This window comes from Bradyrhizobium sp. SZCCHNR1053, from assembly GCF_032381235.1.
GTDB lineage: Bacteria > Pseudomonadota > Alphaproteobacteria > Rhizobiales > Xanthobacteraceae > Bradyrhizobium.
This window is the reverse complement of the sequence record NZ_JAUHJM010000001.1, coordinates 683,063-699,987: the sequence shown is the minus strand read 5'-3', so window position 1 is coordinate 699,987 and position 16,925 is coordinate 683,063. Positions and strand designations below refer to the sequence as shown.

The following is a 16,925-nucleotide window of genomic DNA, read 5'->3' as shown; positions in this document are numbered from 1 at the left end:
GGGTTGCAGAAAGGAAAGCGTGATGTCCACGGGCAATTTCGATCTCAACGAACTGAAGCGCCGCATGCAGGGCGCGACCCAGGCGCTGAAGCACGAGCTCGGCGGCCTGCGCACCGGCCGCGCCTCGGCGTCGATGGTGGAGCCGGTCCAGGTCGAGGCCTATGGCTCGCACATGCCGCTCAACCAGCTCGCCACCGTCTCCGTGCCCGAACCGCGTCTGCTGTCGGTGCAGGTCTGGGACAAGTCGATGGTGAAGGCGGTCGAGAAGGCGATCGTGGATTCCAATCTCGGCCTGTCGCCGGCGACCGAAGGTCAGGTGATCCGGCTTCGCATTCCCGAGCTCAACCAGGAACGCCGCAAGGAGCTGGTGAAGGTCGCGCACAAATATGCCGAGGCCGCGCGCGTCGCTGTCCGCCATGTCCGCCGCGACGGTCTCGATACCCTCAAGAAGCTCGAGAAGAATCACGAGATGTCCGAGGACGATCAGGAGCGCCTCGCTGCCGACGTGCAGAAGGCGACCGACAGCGTGATTTCGGAGATCGACCAGCTGCTGGCGGCGAAGGAAAAGGAAATCCTCACCGTCTGAAGGATGTTTTTGATGTCCAATGCCGCGGCCCCCGTGACGGAGGCGCCGGAACGCTCCGACGGCCCGGCCCACGTTGCCATCATCATGGATGGCAACGGCCGCTGGGCTGCGGCGCGCGGGCTGCCGCGCGCGGAAGGGCATCGCCGCGGCGTGGAGGCTTTGCGCCGCGTGGTGCGCGCGGCGCCCGAGCTCGGCATTCGCTATCTCACCATCTTCTCGTTCTCGTCCGAGAACTGGTCGCGCCCGGCGAGCGAGATCGGCGACCTGTTCGGCCTGCTGCGCCGCTTCATCCGCAATGATCTTGCCACGCTTCATCGCGATGGCGTTCGGGTCCGGGTGATTGGCGAGCGCGATGGGCTGGAGCCCGATATCTGCGCGCTCCTGAGCGAAGCCGAGGAGCTGACCCGGGGCAACACCAAGCTGACGCTGGTGGTGGCGTTCAACTACGGCTCGCGCCAGGAGATCGCGCGCGCGGCCCAGCTTCTGGCGCGCGAGGTCGCCGAGGGCCGGCGCGATCCGTCCTCGATCGATGCCGACGCGATCGGTGCCCATCTCGATGCGCCCGATGTTCCCGATCCCGATCTCATCATCCGCACCAGCGGCGAGCAGCGGCTGTCGAACTTCCTGATGTGGCAGGCGGCCTATAGCGAGCTGGTGTTCGTGCCGATCCATTGGCCCGATTTCGACAAGGCCGCACTCGAAGGCGCCATCGCCGAGTTCGGCCGGCGTGAACGCCGCTTCGGCGGCCTCGTGGCGAAAACCGCCTCGTGACCAAACCGGATACCGCAGCCGTGGGAGACGCCGGCGGGCAGCCGAAGCAGGCTGCGCCCAGCAATCTGGTGATGCGGGTTGCGGCGGCGCTGGTGCTGGTGCCGCTGGCGCTCGGCGCCGCCTATGCCGGCGGCGTATTCTGGACCGCACTGGTCACGGTGGTCGCGGTCGGCCTGTATCTCGAATGGCTGATGGTGGTGGGCGAGGTCCGCAAGGCCAGCGTCGGCACGGCCGGAGCCCTGGCCATCGGCGTTGCCGGCATTTGCTGCGCATTCGGCCTGATCGACTTCGCCGTCGTCGTGCTCGCCCTTGGCCTCGTCGTGGTCACGGCGCTGGCTGATGCGGGACGCCGCGCCTGGGCGGCCGCCGGCTTCGCCTACGCCGCCGCTGCCGAGCTCGGCTCGGTGCTGGTGCGCTTCGATGCCGCCGAGGGATGGCATGCGCTGGTGCTGGTGTTTCTGGTCGTGTGGGCCAGCGACATCGGCGGCTACGTTGCGGGCCGCAGCATCGGCGGGCCGAAACTCGCGCCGCGGATCAGCCCGAACAAGACCTGGGCCGGCGCGATCGGCGGCTTCGCGGCCAGCCTTGCTGCCGCGGCCGGCTGGTCGTTGGCGGGCGCCGGCGGACTGGTGACGATTCTCGTGCTGGCAGCAGTGCTGTCGGTGGTCTCGCAGCTCGGTGACCTGCTCGAATCTGCGGTGAAGCGGCACTTCGGGGTCAAGGACTCCAGTCACATCATTCCCGGCCATGGCGGCCTAATGGATCGCCTGGACGGCTACGTCGCGGCAATCGTTGTCGCCGCATTGCTCGGTTTGCTGCGCGGCGGCCTCGATGGCGTCGGCCGCGGTCTTCTGGTTTGGTGATCGGCAGCGCGGCTGACCGGTCGATAATGTTTTGGTGAGAACATGAGCGCAGTGCCATTGCGGAACAACAAGGCCGGTCTCGCGGAGGTGCGCAGCATCACCGTGCTCGGCGCCACCGGCTCGATCGGCGATTCGACCATGGATCTCGTGCGCGGCGCGCCGGAGCGCTACCGGGTCGAGGCGCTGACCGGCAACAGCAACGTCCAGGGCCTGGTGAAGCTGGCCCGGGAGTTCAGCCCGCGCTTCGTCGCGGTGGCCGATCCGGCGGGGCTCGATGAGCTGCGTGACGCACTGGCGGGCACCGGGATCGAATGCGGGGCAGGGGAGAGCGCCATCATCGAGGCGGCAGCCCGTCCCGCCGACTGGGTCATGGCCGCCGTCTCCGGCGCCGCCGGCCTCAAGCCGGCGCTCGCCGCGGTCGACCGCGGCGCGACCGTGGCGCTCGCCAACAAGGAATGCCTGGTCTGTGCTGGCGACTTCTTCATGGAGCGGGCCGCCCGGGCCGGCGCCTGCATCCTGCCGGCCGATTCGGAACACAACGCGCTTTTCCAGGCGCTGTCCTCGGGCAATCGCGAGGAGCTGGTGCGGGTGATCATCACCGCCTCCGGCGGTCCGTTCCGCACCTGGGCGGCTGGTGACATCGAGCAGGCGACCTTGGCGCAGGCGCTGAAGCATCCGAACTGGAGCATGGGCCAGAAGATCACGATCGATTCAGCCTCGATGATGAACAAGGGCCTCGAGGTGATCGAGGCGTCCTACCTGTTCGCGCTGTCGCCCGACGAGATCGACGTCCTGGTCCACCCGCAGTCCATCGTCCACGGCATGGTCGAGTTCTCGGATCGCTCGGTGGTGGCGCAGCTCGGCGCGCCCGACATGCGCATTCCGATCGCCCACTGCCTTGGCTGGCCGGAGCGTATCAAGGGCCCGTCGGCCCGGCTCGATCTCGCCAAGATCGGCACCCTGACTTTCGAGGCGCCGGACTTCGAGCGGTTCCCCGGTCTGCGGCTGGCCTATGATTCGCTGCGCACCGGCCGCGGCGCGACGACCGTGTTCAATGCGGCCAACGAAGTCGCCGTCGCGGCCTTCATCGCTGGTCATATCCGGTTCGGTGCTATTGCCCGACTGGTCGAGGCAACCCTCGAAGCATGGGCCCGATCAGGTAATCTGGCACCGTTGACCTCGGCGGACGACGCCATCGCCATTGACCATGACGCGCGAAAAAGGGCCTCCGGCCTCTTGCCTCAAATCGCCGCAAAAGCATCTTAAAGGGTTGGACGGGCCACTGGCCCATCGGGAAGGTCATCGATGTCGGAATTTTTCCACCATATCTTCAATACGTTGAGCCATGGCCTTCTCGGCTACATCGTCCCGTTCCTGTTCGTGCTGACGATCGTGGTGTTCTTCCATGAGCTCGGCCATTTCCTGATCGCGCGCTGGGCCGGCGTGAAGGTGTTGACGTTTTCGCTCGGATTTGGCCCAGAACTGATCGGTTTCAACGACCGCCACAACACCCGCTGGAAGATCTCGGCGATCCCGCTCGGTGGCTACGTGAAGTTCTTCGGCGACGAATCCGAGGCCTCGACGCCGTCGGCCGAGGTGCTCGCCAAGATGACGGCCGAGGAGCGCGCCGACAGCTTCCACCACAAGACCGTCGGCCAGCGTGCTGCGATCGTCGCGGCCGGCCCGATCGCCAACTTCATCCTGGCGGTCATCATCTTCGCTGGCATGGCGCTGTATTTCGGCAAGCCGAACACGACCCCGCGGGTCGATGCGGTGCAGCCGGACAGCGTCGCGGCCGCCGCCGGCTTCAAGGACGGTGACGTCATCGCCGCCATCGATGGCCGCGCGATCGAGACCTTCGCCGACATGCAGCGGGTCGTCTCGGTCAGCGCAGGCACGGAATTGTCCTTCCTGATCAAGCGTGACGGCACGGAACTCACCCTGAAGGCGACGCCGGCGCTGAAGGAGGTCAAGGACCTGTTCGGCAACAGCCACCGCATCGGCGTGCTCGGCATCCAGTACAACGCCAAGCCGGACGAATCGCGGTCGATCCCGGTCGGGTTCCTCGAATCGATCAAGATCGGCTTCGAGCAGGTCTGGTTCATCATCTCCACGACCTTCAAGTTCATCGCCTCGCTGTTCGCGGGCGCCGGGAGTGCCGGCGACGTCGGCGGACCGATCCGAATCGCACAACTCTCGGGGCAGGCGGCCAGCCTCGGCTTCCAGTTCGTTGTGCAACTGTGCGCGACGCTTTCGGTCTCGATCGGGCTCCTGAACCTGTTCCCGGTTCCGCTGCTCGATGGCGGGCACCTGTTGTTCTATGGGGTCGAGGCCGTCCGCGGTCGGCCGCTATCCGAGCGGGCGCAGGAGATGGGGTTCCGAATCGGCCTCGGGCTGGTCCTCATGCTCATGGTCTTTGCAACCTATAACGATATCCTTCACCTCGCCGGGTCCTGAGCGCGGCTTTTTTACGACGTGGCCGTTGGGCAACGTTTTGAAACGAATTTGAAAATTCAGAGAGATCCGGCGTTTGCCGTCGGGTCCAAATTGGCTACAAGCGAACGACAAATGGGAATCTGTCGGGTTCGTAGGGGTACGGAACCGGCAACGGAATATAAGGGCGCGTAGCGCATGAAGTTCGGATTGCGGGTGCGGGGGGGCTTGGCGGCCGCCTTTATCATGTTCGCCGGACCGGTGGCTTTGCCGCTGGCGAGCGTGGTTCTTTCGTCGCCAGCTGCGGCTCAGACGGTCAACTCGATCGAAGTGGTCGGTAACCGCCGCGTCGAGCTGGAGACCATCCGCTCGTACTTCAAGCCGGGCCCCGGCGGGACGCTCGACGCCGGCCGGGTCGACGACGGCCTCAAGGCGCTGATCGAGACCGGCCTGTTCTCCGACGTGAAGATCAATCGCCAGGGTGGGCGCCTGATCGTCACGGTCGTCGAGAACCCGGTGATCGGCCGCGTCGCTTTCGAGGGCAACAAGAAGGTCAAGGACGAGCAGCTCCAGGCGGAAGTGCAGTCGAAGCCGCGCGGCACGCTGTCGCGTCCGATGGTGCAGTCCGACGCCCAGCGCATCGCGGAGATCTACCGCCGCTCGGGCCGTTACGACGTGCGCGTCACGCCGGAAATGATCGAGCAGCCGAACAACCGCGTCGACCTGATCTTCACGGTCGAGGAAGGTGCCAAGACCGGCGTGAAGTCGATCGAGTTCGTCGGCAACAACGCCTTCTCGTCCTATCGCCTCAAGGACGTCATCAAGACCCGCGAGACCAACCTCCTGAGCTTCCTCGGCTCGGGCGACGTCTACGATCCGGACCGTGTCGAGGCCGACCGCGACCTCATTCGCCGCTTCTACCTGAAGAATGGCTATGCCGACGTACAGGTTGTGGCTGCGCTCAGCGAGTACGATCCGGAGCGCAAGGGCTTCCTCGTGACCTTCAAGATCGAGGAAGGCCAGCAGTACCGGGTCGGTTCGGTCGACTTCCAGTCGTCGATCGCAACGCTCGACGCCACCACGCTGCGCGGCTATTCGCGCGTCAGCGTCGGCTCGCTCTACAACGTCGAGAACATCGAGAAGTCGGTCGAGGAAATGCAGATCGAGGCCTCGCGGCGCGGCTACGCGTTCGCGGTGGTCCGTCCGCGCGGCGATCGCAACTTCGAGGCCCACACCGTGTCGGTCGTCTTCGCCGTCGACGAGGGCCCGCGCACCTATATCGAGCGCATCAACATTCGCGGCAACACCCGCACCCGTGACTACGTCATTCGCCGCGAGTTCGACATCTCCGAGGGCGACGCCTACAATCGCGCCCTGGTCGACCGTGCCGAGCGCCGCCTGAAGAACCTCGACTTCTTCAAGGACGTGAAGATCGTGACCGAGCCGGGCTCTTCGAGCGACCGCGTGGTCCTGAACGTCATCCTGGAAGAGAAGTCGACCGGCGACTTCTCGATCTCCGGCGGTTATTCGACCACAGACGGTGCGCTTGCCGAGGTCTCGATCTCCGAGCGTAACTTCCTCGGCCGCGGCCTGTTCGCCAAGGCGTCGGTGACCTACGGCCAGTTCGCCCGCGGCTACTCGCTGTCCTTCGTCGAGCCCTATCTGCTCGACTACCGGGTCGCGCTCGGCCTCGACCTCTACCAGCGCCAGCAGCTCGCCAACAACTTCATCTCCTACGGCACCAAGACGCTCGGCTTCAGCCCGCGCCTCGGCTTCCAGCTGCGTGAGGATCTGTCGCTGCAGCTGCGCTATTCGATCTACCGCCAGGAGATCTCACTGCCGGCGACGCTGTCGGACTGTAACAACTTGGCCGCCGGCACCCTGATCGGCAACCGCTTCGTGCCGTTCAACCCGACCCCGGCCTTCATCAACGCCAATGGCGGCGTCGATCCGACCGGCAATAACGGCCTGGGCTGCTTCGCCAATGGCGAGGCGTCGCTGCCGGTCCGTCAGGAGCTGGCGAAGGGCGCAACGCTGACCTCGGCGCTCGGCTACACGCTGAATTACAACACGCTCGACAACAACAAGAACCCGACCGACGGCCTGCTGGTCGACTTCAAGCAGGACTTCGCGGGCGTCGGCGGCGACGTGTCGTACCTGAAGACCGCGTTCGATGCGAAGTACTTCACTCCGCTGGTGTCGGACATCGTCAGCATCGTTCACCTCCAGGGCGGCATCCTGAACAAGATCGGCAATACGCAGCTGCGCATGCTCGATCACTTCCAGATGGGTCCGAACCTGGTGCGCGGCTTCGCTCCGAACGGCATTGGTCCGCGCGATATCAATCCGTTCGGCACGCAGGACGCGCTGGGCGGCACCAAGTACTGGGGCGCTTCGCTCGAACTGCAGATGCCGTTCTGGTTCCTGCCCAAGGAGACGGGCCTGAAGGGTGCCGTTTACGCCGACGCTGGCGGCCTGTGGGGCTATCAGGGGCCGACGTCCTGGGCTGCGACGGGCGAGGTTAATACCCCCGGCTGTATCAAGCCGACGCGCAACCCGAACAACGCCGGCACCTGCCTTGGTCTGCAGTTCGATGACCAGAACAAGGTTCGGACCTCGGTCGGCGTGGGTCTGGTGTGGGCGTCGCCGTTCGGTCCGCTGCGCTTCGACTACGCGATCCCGCTCACCAAGGGTCAGTTCGACCGGACGCAGGAATTCCGGTTCGGCGGCGGTACCTCGTTCTGAGCCTGGGCCGATCGAATCCGGGTTGGCATCGACCAACCTCGCCGGTGTAAGAAATGGGAGCTCGGTTCCGGGACACCGGAGCCGGGCTCTGACTTTTTGTCTTGAGAGTACGACGGAATGGCCCAGCCGACCTTCTTCCAATCGCCGCCGCCCACGACCCTGGCGGCGATCGCCGCCGCCGCCAAGGCCACCCTGGTCGACCCATCCCGCGGCGAGCAGGTCGTCAAGGGACTGGCGTCGCTCGACGAGGCCGGTCCGATGCATCTGGCATTCTTCGACAACCTCAAATACGCCGACCAGCTCGCCGGGACCAAAGCGGGCGCCTGCCTGGTCAGTCCGCGATTCGAGGCGCGCGTGCCGTCCCATGTCGCAGTGCTTCGCGCCAATCAGCCGTTCCGCGCCTTCGTGCAGCTCGCGCGTGAGTTCCATGCCGACGCACTGCGGCCGCAGCCTTGGTTCGGCGACGACGGAATCTCGCCCCAAGCCATCATCGATCCCACCGCGCGCCTGGAGGACGGCGTCATCGTCGAGCCGCTGGCGGTGATCGGCGCCCATGTCGAGATCGGCTCGGGGACGATCGTTGGCGCGGGTGCCGTGATCGGCCCCCACGTCAAGATCGGTCGCGACTGCAATGTCGGCGCCCGCACCGTCATCCAGTGCGCGCTGATCGGCAATGACGTTCTGATCCATCCCGGCTGCAGCATCGGCCAGGACGGCTACGGCTTCATCTTCTTCGGCGCGGACGGGCACACCAAGGTGCCGCAGACCGGGCGGGTTCTGATCCAGAACCATGTCGAGGTCGGCGCCGGCACGACGATCGACCGGGGCAGCCTGCGCGACACGGTCATCGGCGAAGGCACCAAGATCGACAACCAGGTGCAGATTGGCCACAATGTCACAATCGGGCGGCATTGCCTGCTGGCGGCCCAGATCGGGCTGGCAGGAAGTCTCACGATCGGCGACAACGTCGCGCTCGGGGCGAAGGTTGGCATCAACAATCACCTGACGATCGGCGATGGTGCGCAGGTGACCGCGATGAGCGGCGTCAAGGACGACATTCCGCCGAACGGCCGGTGGGGCGGTTTCTTCGCCAAGCCGACCAAGCAGTGGTTCCGCGAGATCGTTGCGGTGGAACGGCTGGTGCGGGATTCGACCGCGATGAACAGGGACGAAGGACGGGAGTGATGGAGGAGTCACCCATCAAGTTTGCGGACGTCGACATCAACGAGATTCTCAAGACGCTGCCGCATCGTTATCCATTTCTCCTGATCGACCGCGTGAAGAACATCCGGGCCGACTACAGCGGCATCGGTGTCAAGAACGTCTCGATCGGCGAGCCCTGCTTCCAGGGACACTTTCCGGAGCGGCCGGTCTATCCGGGCGTGCTGATGATCGAGGGCATGGCCCAGACCGCCGGCGTGATCGGCATCAAGTCGGTCGAGGGCACGGAAAAGCCGCGCGCGGTGTATTTCCTCACCATCGACAAGTGCAAGTTCCGCAAGCCGGTGCTGCCCGGCCAGACCATCGAGTACCACATGCGCTCGATCGGCCGGCGCAAGACGATGTGGTGGTTCCACGGCGATGCCAAGGTCGACGGCGTCGTCGTCGCCGAGGCCGATGTCGGCGCGATGCTGACCGACTGACGGGCTGGTAGAAAGTTGATTGCGTCGACATGAGCAAGATTGATCCCACCGCACGCGTCGAGGATGGCGCCGTCATCGGTGAGGGGACCGTGATCGGTCCTTACTGCATCGTCGGCCCCAACGTCGTGATCGGGTCGAACTGCAGACTGATCAGCCACGTCCAGATCATGGGCCACACCACGCTCGGCGACGACAACGTGATCTCGCCCTTCGTCGTGCTCGGCGGCGCGCCGCAGGATCTCAGCTATCGCGGCGAGCCGCATCGGCTTGAGATCGGCTCCGGCTGCACCTTCCGCGAAGGCGTGACGATGAACATCGGCACCACCAAGGGCGGCGGCCTGACCAGGGTCGGCAATGCCGGGTTCTTCATGAACAATGCCCATGTCGCCCACGATTGCGTCGTCGGCGACAACGTGATCTTCGCGACCTCGGCCACACTCGGCGGCCATGTCGAGGTCGGCGATTCCGTCTACATCGGCGGTCTCTCGGCGGTGCATCAGTTCACCCGCATCGGCCATGGCGTGATGGTCGGCGGCGTCTGCGGCGTGCGCGGCGATATCATTCCGTATGGCCTGGTCAACGGCCAGTATGCCGCGCTCGAAGGTCTCAACGTCATCGGCATGAAGCGCCGCAAGTTCACCCGCGAGCGCCTCGCCACGGTGCGTGCCTTCTACCAGAAGCTGTTCCACGGTCCCGGCGTGCTCGCCGACCGCCTCGCGGCGGTGCGGCCGCTCGCCGGCGAGGATCCCGCCATTGCCGAGATCCTCGCCTTCATCGACGGCGGCCGACATCGCGCCTTGTGCCTGCCCGAGATCGGCAGGCCGACGATCGAGCCTTGAGCGCGATGGGGACGCCGGCTGCCGAGACCACGCCGCCGATCGGCATGATCGCCGCGGGCGGGGTGCTGCCCTTTGCGGTCGCCGACGAGATCGTCGCGCGCGGCCGGACGCCGGTGCTGTTCGCCCTGAAGGGCATCTGCGATCCGAAGCCGCTGGCGCGTTTCCGGCATCACTGGATCGGCCTCGGCCAGCTCGGCAATGCCCTGAAGCTGCTCAAGGCCGAGGGTGTCCGTGACCTGATGTTCATCGGCAACCTCGTTCGTCCGGCGGTGTCGGAGATCCGCTTCGACTGGGGGACGCTGCGCGAGCTGCCCTACATCTGGTCGGCCTTTCGCGGCGGCGACGATCATCTGCTGTCCGGCGTTGGCCGCATCTTCGAGCGCCACGGCTTTCACATGATCGGCGTCAAGGACGTCGCCCCCAATCTGCTCGTGCCCGAAGGGCGGCTGACGCGGAGTGGGCCCAACGATCTGGTGACCGGTGACATCGCCAAGGGGCTCGCCGTGCTGCGCGCGATGGCGCCGTTCGATGTCGGGCAGGCGGTGGTCGTGATCGACGGCCACGTCGTTGCGCTCGAGGACATCGAGGGCACCGACGGGCTGCTGGCCCGCGTGGCGCGGCTGCGTGCCGATCGCCGTATTCGTGCTGCGGCCGGGCGCGGCGTGCTGGTGAAGGCGCCCAAGGCCGGCCAGGATCTTCGCTACGACCTGCCGACCATCGGCCCGCGCACCGTCGAGGGGCTTTCAGCCGCGGGTCTCGCCGGAGTCGCCGTCGCGGCCGCCTATACGCTGCTCGCCGATCCCCAGGAGACAGTGGCTGCCGCCGATCGGGCAGGCGTGTTCATCACGGGCGTCATTGCGTGACGGCGCGGCCTCTGGCAGGCGCGGCCATGCGCAGGATCTGCCTGGTCGCGACCGAAGAGTCCGGGGATCGCCTCGGCGCCAGCCTGATGAAGGTGCTGCGCCAGCGGCTCGGCGACGGCGTCGAATTCTCCGGCGTCGGCGGCCGCGGCATGACACGCGAGGGGCTCGCCTCGCTGTTTCCGATCGAGGAGCTCTCGATCGTCGGCTTCGCGGCGGTGCTGAAGCAACTGCCCAAGATCCTCGGCCTGATCCGCGGCACGGTTGACGCGATCGTTGCGGCCCAGCCCGACGTGCTTGTCATCATCGACAGTCCCGACTTCACCCAGCGCGTGGCGAAGCGGGTTCACGCGCGCGATCCCGAGATTCCGATCGTGAACTACGTCGCACCGACCGTATGGGCGTGGCGCCCGGGCCGGGCGCGCGCGATGCGCGGCTACGTCGATCACGTGCTGGGCCTGCTGCCATTCGAGCCGGAGGCGTTCCGAAGGCTCAATGGTCCGCCCTGCACCTATGTCGGCCATCCCCTGATCGAGCAGCTCGCCAGCCTGCGCCCCAATGCGGCAGAGCAGGCGCGCCGAGATGCCGACCCTCCCGTTCTGCTGGTGCTTCCTGGCAGCCGGCGCAGCGAGGTCGCTCGCCACATCGCCGTGTTCGGCGAGACATTGGCGCGGCTGCGCGCCCAAAACCTGGCCTTCGAAGCCGTGCTGCCCACCACCCCGCATCTCGAAGCCGCGGTGCGGGCCGGAGTCGCAAACTGGCCGCTCGTTCCGGAGATCGTCACGGGCGAGTCCGAGAAGCGGGCAGCCTTCAGGCGCGCGCGCGCCGCGCTCGCCAAGTCCGGCACGGTAACCCTGGAGCTCGCGCTGTCCGGCGTGCCGATGGTGACCGCGTATCGCGTCGGCGAGATCGAGGCGTTCATTCTCCGGCGAGTCGTCAACGTGCAATCGGTCATTCTCGCCAATCTCGTGATCGGCGAGAACGTCATTCCGGAATTCCTTCAGGAAGCCTGCACCGCCGACAATCTCGCGCCCGTTCTCGCCGATCTCCTGGGCGACGGTCCGATACGAGCGCGCCAGGTCGAGGCATTCGATCGCCTCGACGCGATCATGTCCACGGGCGCGGCCTCGCCGAGCGTGCGCGCGGCCGACATCGTGCTGGCGACGATGCGCAGCGGACGGCGCTGATCAGGCCTGAAGCGGCATCTTGAATTCGAAGGTCGTTCTGTCCTCGGTCGAGGTGGCCTGCAGCGTGCCGTCATGCGCTCGCGCGATCTCGGAAGCGATGTAGAGTCCAAGCCCGAGACCATGCTGGCTTGGACGCTCGCCGCGCATATAGGGCTTGAACAGATTCTGCATCGCCTTGTCCGAGATCGGCGGCCCGTGATTGGTGACATCCAGCACGAAACAGCCCTCGCTCGTCGTTGCGGAGACCTGGATCGGCTTGTTCTTGTCGCCGTAGGAGATGGCATTGCCGAGCAGGTTCGAGAACAATTGTCCGATCTTGCTGCGGTCGCATTTGACCGGCTCCGCGATGTTGATCCGGGTCTCGATCTCGTGATCGGGCCAGGCCAGCCGGATCTCGGAGACGACCTGCTCGATCACCGGCGCCAGCGGCTGCCGCGCGTCGGGCTTGATCGTCAGGCCGCCGCCGAGGCGCCCCCGGGCGAAATCCATGATGTTGTCGACCAGTCCGGCCATGCGCATGACTGATTTCTGAATCATGGAAATGATCTCGGGCGCTCTGGCGCTGTCCTGGTTGCGCAGCAGCACGCGCATTCCGGCGTCGATCGAGGCCAGCGGATTGCGGAGGTCATGGCCGAGAACGCCGATGAATTGCTCTCTCAGCTCGGCGGTCCGGCGCTCGTCGAGCAGATTGGCCTCGGTGATCTTGAGCCGTTGCTCGGTCGAAAACCGGCTCTTCTCGCTGAGGCCGAGGCTGGCCTGACTGAGCGCGAAGCGCTGATGAAGCTCCAGCTGGGCCGCGATCAACTCCCCGAACAGCTGAAACGTGCTGACGATTTCGGGCCGGTCCAGCTCGCGCGGCGCTGGATCGATCGCACACAGGGTGCCCCAGATGGTCCCGTCGGACAGGGTGATCGGAGCGGAGATGTAGCTGCGAAAGCCGTAGAGCTTTGGCGTCGGGTGATCGCGAAACATGCGATCCGTCTCGACGTCACCGATGACGACAGCTTCGCCTCGCTCCCGGACCTCGCTGCAGATCGTCGTCTTGACGCGCAGCTCGCCGCCCTCTTTCAGGCCGAAATTGATGTCGTCGCGGACCGCACAACAGACCCATCGATCCGAGGTCACGCGCGCGACCGCAACGAATCCCATCCCGGTGATCCTGCTCACCGAGTCCAGAATTTTGGGAACGGCGTCGAGCTGCTGGACAGCATCGACGTCCGGGTTGGGATTGGTCGTCATCGTATGCTCGAGCTGGTCCCTGCTCCAGGATGCAAGTCGTGTCTTCAATTTGCACCGTTCAACGCATTGAGCCCCGGAACGTTCGCCGGAACAAAATGATCGTCGTGCGATTGAATGAGATTGGACAGGAGACAGAGTGTCCCGCGTTCGGCTCACAAGAAAGACAGTTCTGGTCGTTGAGGACGAGGGTCTGATCCGCGCGAACGCTGTCGACATGATCAAAGACCTCGGTTTCGACGTCATCGAGGCCGCTGACGCCGATCAGGCCATTTCGCTTCTCGAACGATATGACCGCATATCGGTGGTCTTCACGGACGTCCAAATGCCGGGGTCGATGGATGGCCTGCGGCTGGTCGCCGTCATCAGGGACCGCTGGCCTCCGGTCGCGCTCCTGGTGACGTCAGGTCAGGTGACGCCTTCGGAATTGCCGTCCGGCGCGCGCTTCCTTGCCAAGCCATATCTGGCCGAGCAGCTCAGGTCTCATCTCGAGGCGCTGGCCTGATGCACTCCCGACTGGTGCCGCGAGTTAGAAAGGTGCTCAGGAAGGTGCGACCTCACAAACGAAACGGCGCCGTCGGGATCGACGGCGCCGTTCGAGAGCGGAATTGCGCTGCGCTCAGCCGCGCTTGTCCATGTCGACATAGTTGCGCGTCGTGACGCCGGTGTAGAGCTGGCGCGGACGGCCGATCTTCTGTTGCGGATCCTCGATCATCTCGCTCCACTGGCTGATCCAGCCGACGGTGCGGGCGACGGCGAACAGCACCGTGAACATCGACACCGGGAAGCCCATCGCCTTCAGGGTGATGCCCGAGTAGAAGTCGACGTTCGGATAGAGCTTGCGCTCGATGAAGTACTGATCGCTGAGCGCGATCTTTTCGAGCTCCATCGCGACCTTGAGCATCTGATCGTCGGCGTGGCCCGTCTCCTTGAGCACCGCGTGACACATCTTCTGCATGATCTTGGCGCGCGGGTCGTAGTTCTTGTAGACGCGATGGCCGAAGCCCATCAGGCGCACGTCGCTGTTCTTGTCCTTCACCTTGGCGATGAAGTCCGGAATCTTGTCGACGGTGCCGATCTCGGCCAGCATGTTCAGCGCCGCCTCGTTGGCGCCGCCGTGTGCCGGACCCCACAGGCAGGCGATGCCGGCGGCGATGCAGGCAAACGGGTTGGCGCCCGAGGAGCCGGCGATGCGCACCGTCGAGGTCGAGGCGTTCTGCTCGTGATCGGCGTGCAGGATGAAGATCTTGTCGAGCGCGTCGGCGAGAACCGGGTTCGGCTTGTACTCCTCGCACGGCACCGCGAAGCACATGTTCAGGAAGTTCTCGGCGAAGGAGAGCGAGTTCTTCGGATAAACGAAGGGCTGGCCGATGGTGTATTTGTAGGCCATCGCCGCCAAGGTCGGGATCTTCGCGATCATCCGCATCGACGCGATCATGCGCTGCTTCGGATCGTTGATGTCGGTGGAGTCGTGGTAGAACGCGGCGAGCGCGCCGACCGAAGCGACCATGACCGCCATCGGATGCGCGTCACGGCGGAAGCCGTGGAAGAAGCGCGACATCTGCTCGTGCACCATCGTGTGATGGGTCACGCGATAGTCGAAATCCTGCTTCTGGGCCTTGGTTGGAAGCTCCCCGTACAGCAGCAGATAGCAGGTTTCCAGGAAGTCGCCCTTCTCGGCGAGCTGCTCGATCGGGTAGCCGCGGTATTCCAGGACGCCGGCGTCGCCGTCGATATAGGTGATCTTGGACTGGCAGCTGCCGGTCGAGGTGAAGCCCGGATCATAGGTGAACATCCCGGTCTGGGCGTAGAGCTTGCCGATGTCGATGACGTCGGGACCCACGGTGCCGCTCAGGATCGGAAGATCGAAATTCTTGTTGCCGACGGTGAGGGTCGCGGTCTTGCTTGCGGATTTTGCGTCCATCGTTTGTCCCCGATGAGATCGTTAGGCTTGGCCCTTGTTCTTTTTGAGAGATGGCAGGGCAGGTGGACTTTATCTAGTGCGGTGGCTTTGACATTCGCGTCACTGTCGCTGCCAACAGCTTAAGCGAGGGTCAAATCCGAAACCGTACTGGAATCTTATACTTACTAGTGTCCTTCGGCCCTAACATCCGTCAACGAGCCCGCCGCAACGTATGAAGAATGTCCGAGCCGGGAAAACCAGTGGGTGCCGCGCAAATGCGTATCGTATTGCCCTGTGCGCTGCAAGATGGGGAGCAATGCGACCTTATGAGGTGGTCTGGTCCTCCAGACGGCCCAAGGATTCATCACGCCCCAGGATCGCCAGAACGTCGAAAATACCGGGTGAGGTGGTTCGGCCGGTGAGCGCCGCGCGCAGCGGCTGCGCCACCGCGCCCAGCTTGAGATTGTTGGCTTCAGCAAACGCACGCAGCGCGGCTTCCGTGGCCGGTCCGCTCCAGGACTCGACAACGGCCAGCGCCTGATGCAGCCGGCCGATCAAGGCACGGCTGTCCGGCGTCAGCAGGGCGGCGGCCTTGGCGTCGATCGGAAGCGGCCGGTCGGCAAAGATGAAGGCGGCGCCGTCGATCAGCTCCAAGAGCGTCTTGGCGCGCTCCTTGAGGCTCGGCATCGCCTGGGTGAGCTGCGCGCGCGTGGCGTCGTTGAGCTTGGCCTTGAGAGCCGCGCCGTTCGGCACGTAATTCAGCACGTCCTCGAACTGGCGCACCAGCGCCGCATCGTCGCTGTGGCGGATATAGTGGCCGTTGAGGTTTTCGAGCTTGGCGAAGTCGAACCGCGCCGCCGAGCGGCCGATCGCCGGCAGGTCGAACGCCTTGATCATCTCCTCGGTGGAGAAGATCTCCTGGTCGCCATGGCTCCAGCCGAGCCGCACCAGGTAATTGCGCAGTGCCGACGGCAGATATCCCATCGCACGGTAGGCGTCGACGCCGAGCGCGCCGTGGCGCTTCGACAGCTTCGAGCCGTCCGGCCCGTGAATCAGCGGGATGTGCGACATCGACGGCACCGTCCAGCCGAGCGCATCGTAGATCTGCTTCTGGCGCGCGGCGTTGATCAGATGGTCGTCGCCGCGGATGACGTGGGTGACGTCCATGTCGTGGTCGTCCACGACCACCGCCAGCATGTAGGTCGGATTGCCATCGCCTCGCAGCAGCACGAGGTCGTCGAGGTTCTCGTTCTGCCAGACCACGCGGCCCTGCACCTGATCCTCGATCACGGTCTCGCCGGTCAGCGGCGCGCGCAGCCGGATCGTCGGCTTGACGCCTTCGGGCGCCTCCTTTGGATCGCGGTCGCGCCACATGCCGTCGTAGAGCCGGGTGCGGCCTTCCGCGCGCGCCTTCTCGCGCATCGCGGCCAGCTCCTCGGCGGTGGCATAGCAGCGATACGCCATGCCGCTGGCGAGCAGTTGCTCGGCGACCTCGCGATGGCGCGCGGCGCGGCTATATTGGTAGATGACCTCGCCGTCCCAATCGAGCTCGAGCCATTTCAGGCCGTCCAGGATGGCGTCGATGGCCGCGGTGGTCGAGCGCTCACGGTCGGTGTCCTCGATCCGCAGCAGCATCTTGCCGCCGCGGCCCCGCGCATACAGCCAGTTGAACAGGGCCGTCCGGGCGCCTCCGATGTGGAGAAAGCCGGTCGGGGAGGGGGCAAAGCGCGTGACGATCGGGGAGGTCATGGGCGGCAGCACGAAATCCAGGCAGGGGCTATGAAGGGCGGGGGGTGTATAGCAGGCCTATCGCATAACTAAAGCCTTCCTTGGGGGAAGCGGATTTGGCAGATAGGCTG

At 65.2% G+C, this 16,925-nt stretch carries 15 protein-coding genes; 12 read left to right on the top strand and 3 right to left on the bottom strand.

All coding sequences use genetic code 11. The features are described from left to right. Nucleotides 1-22: 22 nt before the first annotated feature. The 11 genes from frr (at nt 23) to lpxB (ending at nt 11,927) form a co-directional block, all read left to right on the top strand. Nucleotides 23-586 carry a ribosome recycling factor gene (gene frr, locus QX051_RS03300; protein ID WP_315738233.1) on the top strand — a complete coding sequence of 188 codons (564 nt, stop codon included), beginning with the start codon at nt 23-25 and terminating at the stop codon, nt 584-586. Between the two features lie 12 nt (nt 587-598). Further along, a complete protein-coding gene (locus QX051_RS03295; protein ID WP_315775043.1) occupies nt 599-1,357 on the top strand; it encodes an isoprenyl transferase in 759 nt (252 codons plus the stop codon). Continuing rightward, nucleotides 1,354-2,220, top strand: a complete 867-nt coding sequence (locus tag QX051_RS03290) for a phosphatidate cytidylyltransferase (RefSeq protein ID WP_315775042.1) — start codon at nt 1,354-1,356, stop codon at nt 2,218-2,220. Before QX051_RS03295 ends, QX051_RS03290 begins: the two co-directional genes overlap by 4 nt. Before the next feature lie 42 nt (nt 2,221-2,262). Continuing rightward, nucleotides 2,263-3,486, top strand: a complete 1,224-nt coding sequence (dxr, locus tag QX051_RS03285) for a 1-deoxy-D-xylulose-5-phosphate reductoisomerase (RefSeq protein ID WP_315775040.1) — start codon at nt 2,263-2,265, stop codon at nt 3,484-3,486. A 39-nt stretch (nt 3,487-3,525) separates the two neighbouring features. After that, a complete protein-coding gene (gene rseP, locus QX051_RS03280) occupies nt 3,526-4,677 on the top strand; it encodes an RIP metalloprotease RseP (protein WP_315775039.1) in 1,152 nt (383 codons plus the stop codon). Nucleotides 4,678-4,851: 174 nt separating this feature from the next. Continuing rightward, nucleotides 4,852-7,398 (top strand): outer membrane protein assembly factor BamA, encoded by a 2,547-nt coding sequence (gene bamA / locus QX051_RS03275; RefSeq protein WP_315738228.1) that lies wholly within the window; start codon nt 4,852-4,854, stop codon nt 7,396-7,398. Between the two features lie 117 nt (nt 7,399-7,515). Next, nucleotides 7,516-8,583 carry a UDP-3-O-(3-hydroxymyristoyl)glucosamine N-acyltransferase gene (lpxD, locus tag QX051_RS03270; RefSeq protein WP_315775038.1) on the top strand — a complete coding sequence of 356 codons (1,068 nt, stop codon included), beginning with the start codon at nt 7,516-7,518 and terminating at the stop codon, nt 8,581-8,583. Further along, nucleotides 8,583-9,041, top strand: a complete 459-nt coding sequence (gene fabZ, locus QX051_RS03265) for a 3-hydroxyacyl-ACP dehydratase FabZ (protein WP_315775037.1) — start codon at nt 8,583-8,585, stop codon at nt 9,039-9,041. Before lpxD ends, fabZ begins: the two co-directional genes overlap by 1 nt. 29 nt (nt 9,042-9,070) lie before the next feature. Next, nucleotides 9,071-9,880 (top strand): acyl-ACP--UDP-N-acetylglucosamine O-acyltransferase, encoded by an 810-nt coding sequence (gene lpxA / locus QX051_RS03260; RefSeq protein WP_315775036.1) that lies wholly within the window; start codon nt 9,071-9,073, stop codon nt 9,878-9,880. Between the two features lie 5 nt (nt 9,881-9,885). Next, nucleotides 9,886-10,743 (top strand): LpxI family protein, encoded by an 858-nt coding sequence (locus tag QX051_RS03255; protein WP_315775305.1) that lies wholly within the window; start codon nt 9,886-9,888, stop codon nt 10,741-10,743. Beyond that, nucleotides 10,740-11,927, top strand: a complete 1,188-nt coding sequence (gene lpxB / locus QX051_RS03250) for a lipid-A-disaccharide synthase (protein WP_315775035.1) — start codon at nt 10,740-10,742, stop codon at nt 11,925-11,927. The genes QX051_RS03255 and lpxB overlap by 4 nt, the downstream gene beginning before the upstream one ends. On the opposite strand, the gene QX051_RS03245 is transcribed toward lpxB, so the two are convergent. Beyond that, a complete protein-coding gene (locus tag QX051_RS03245) occupies nt 11,928-13,166 on the bottom strand; it encodes a GAF domain-containing sensor histidine kinase (RefSeq protein ID WP_315775034.1) in 1,239 nt (412 codons plus the stop codon). Between the two features lie 136 nt (nt 13,167-13,302). On the opposite strand from QX051_RS03245, the gene QX051_RS03240 reads away from it, so the two are divergent. Further along, nucleotides 13,303-13,668 (top strand): response regulator, encoded by a 366-nt coding sequence (locus tag QX051_RS03240; RefSeq protein WP_315775033.1) that lies wholly within the window; start codon nt 13,303-13,305, stop codon nt 13,666-13,668. Between the two features lie 114 nt (nt 13,669-13,782). Here QX051_RS03240 and gltA read toward each other — a convergent pair whose 3' ends face one another. Both gltA and gltX read right to left on the bottom strand, forming a co-directional pair. Further along, nucleotides 13,783-15,087 (bottom strand): citrate synthase, encoded by a 1,305-nt coding sequence (gene gltA / locus QX051_RS03235; RefSeq protein ID WP_315738222.1) that lies wholly within the window; start codon nt 15,085-15,087, stop codon nt 13,783-13,785. A 303-nt stretch (nt 15,088-15,390) separates the two neighbouring features. Further along, a complete protein-coding gene (gene gltX / locus QX051_RS03230; RefSeq protein ID WP_315775032.1) occupies nt 15,391-16,815 on the bottom strand; it encodes a glutamate--tRNA ligase in 1,425 nt (474 codons plus the stop codon). Between the last annotated feature and the right edge of the window lie 110 nt (nt 16,816-16,925).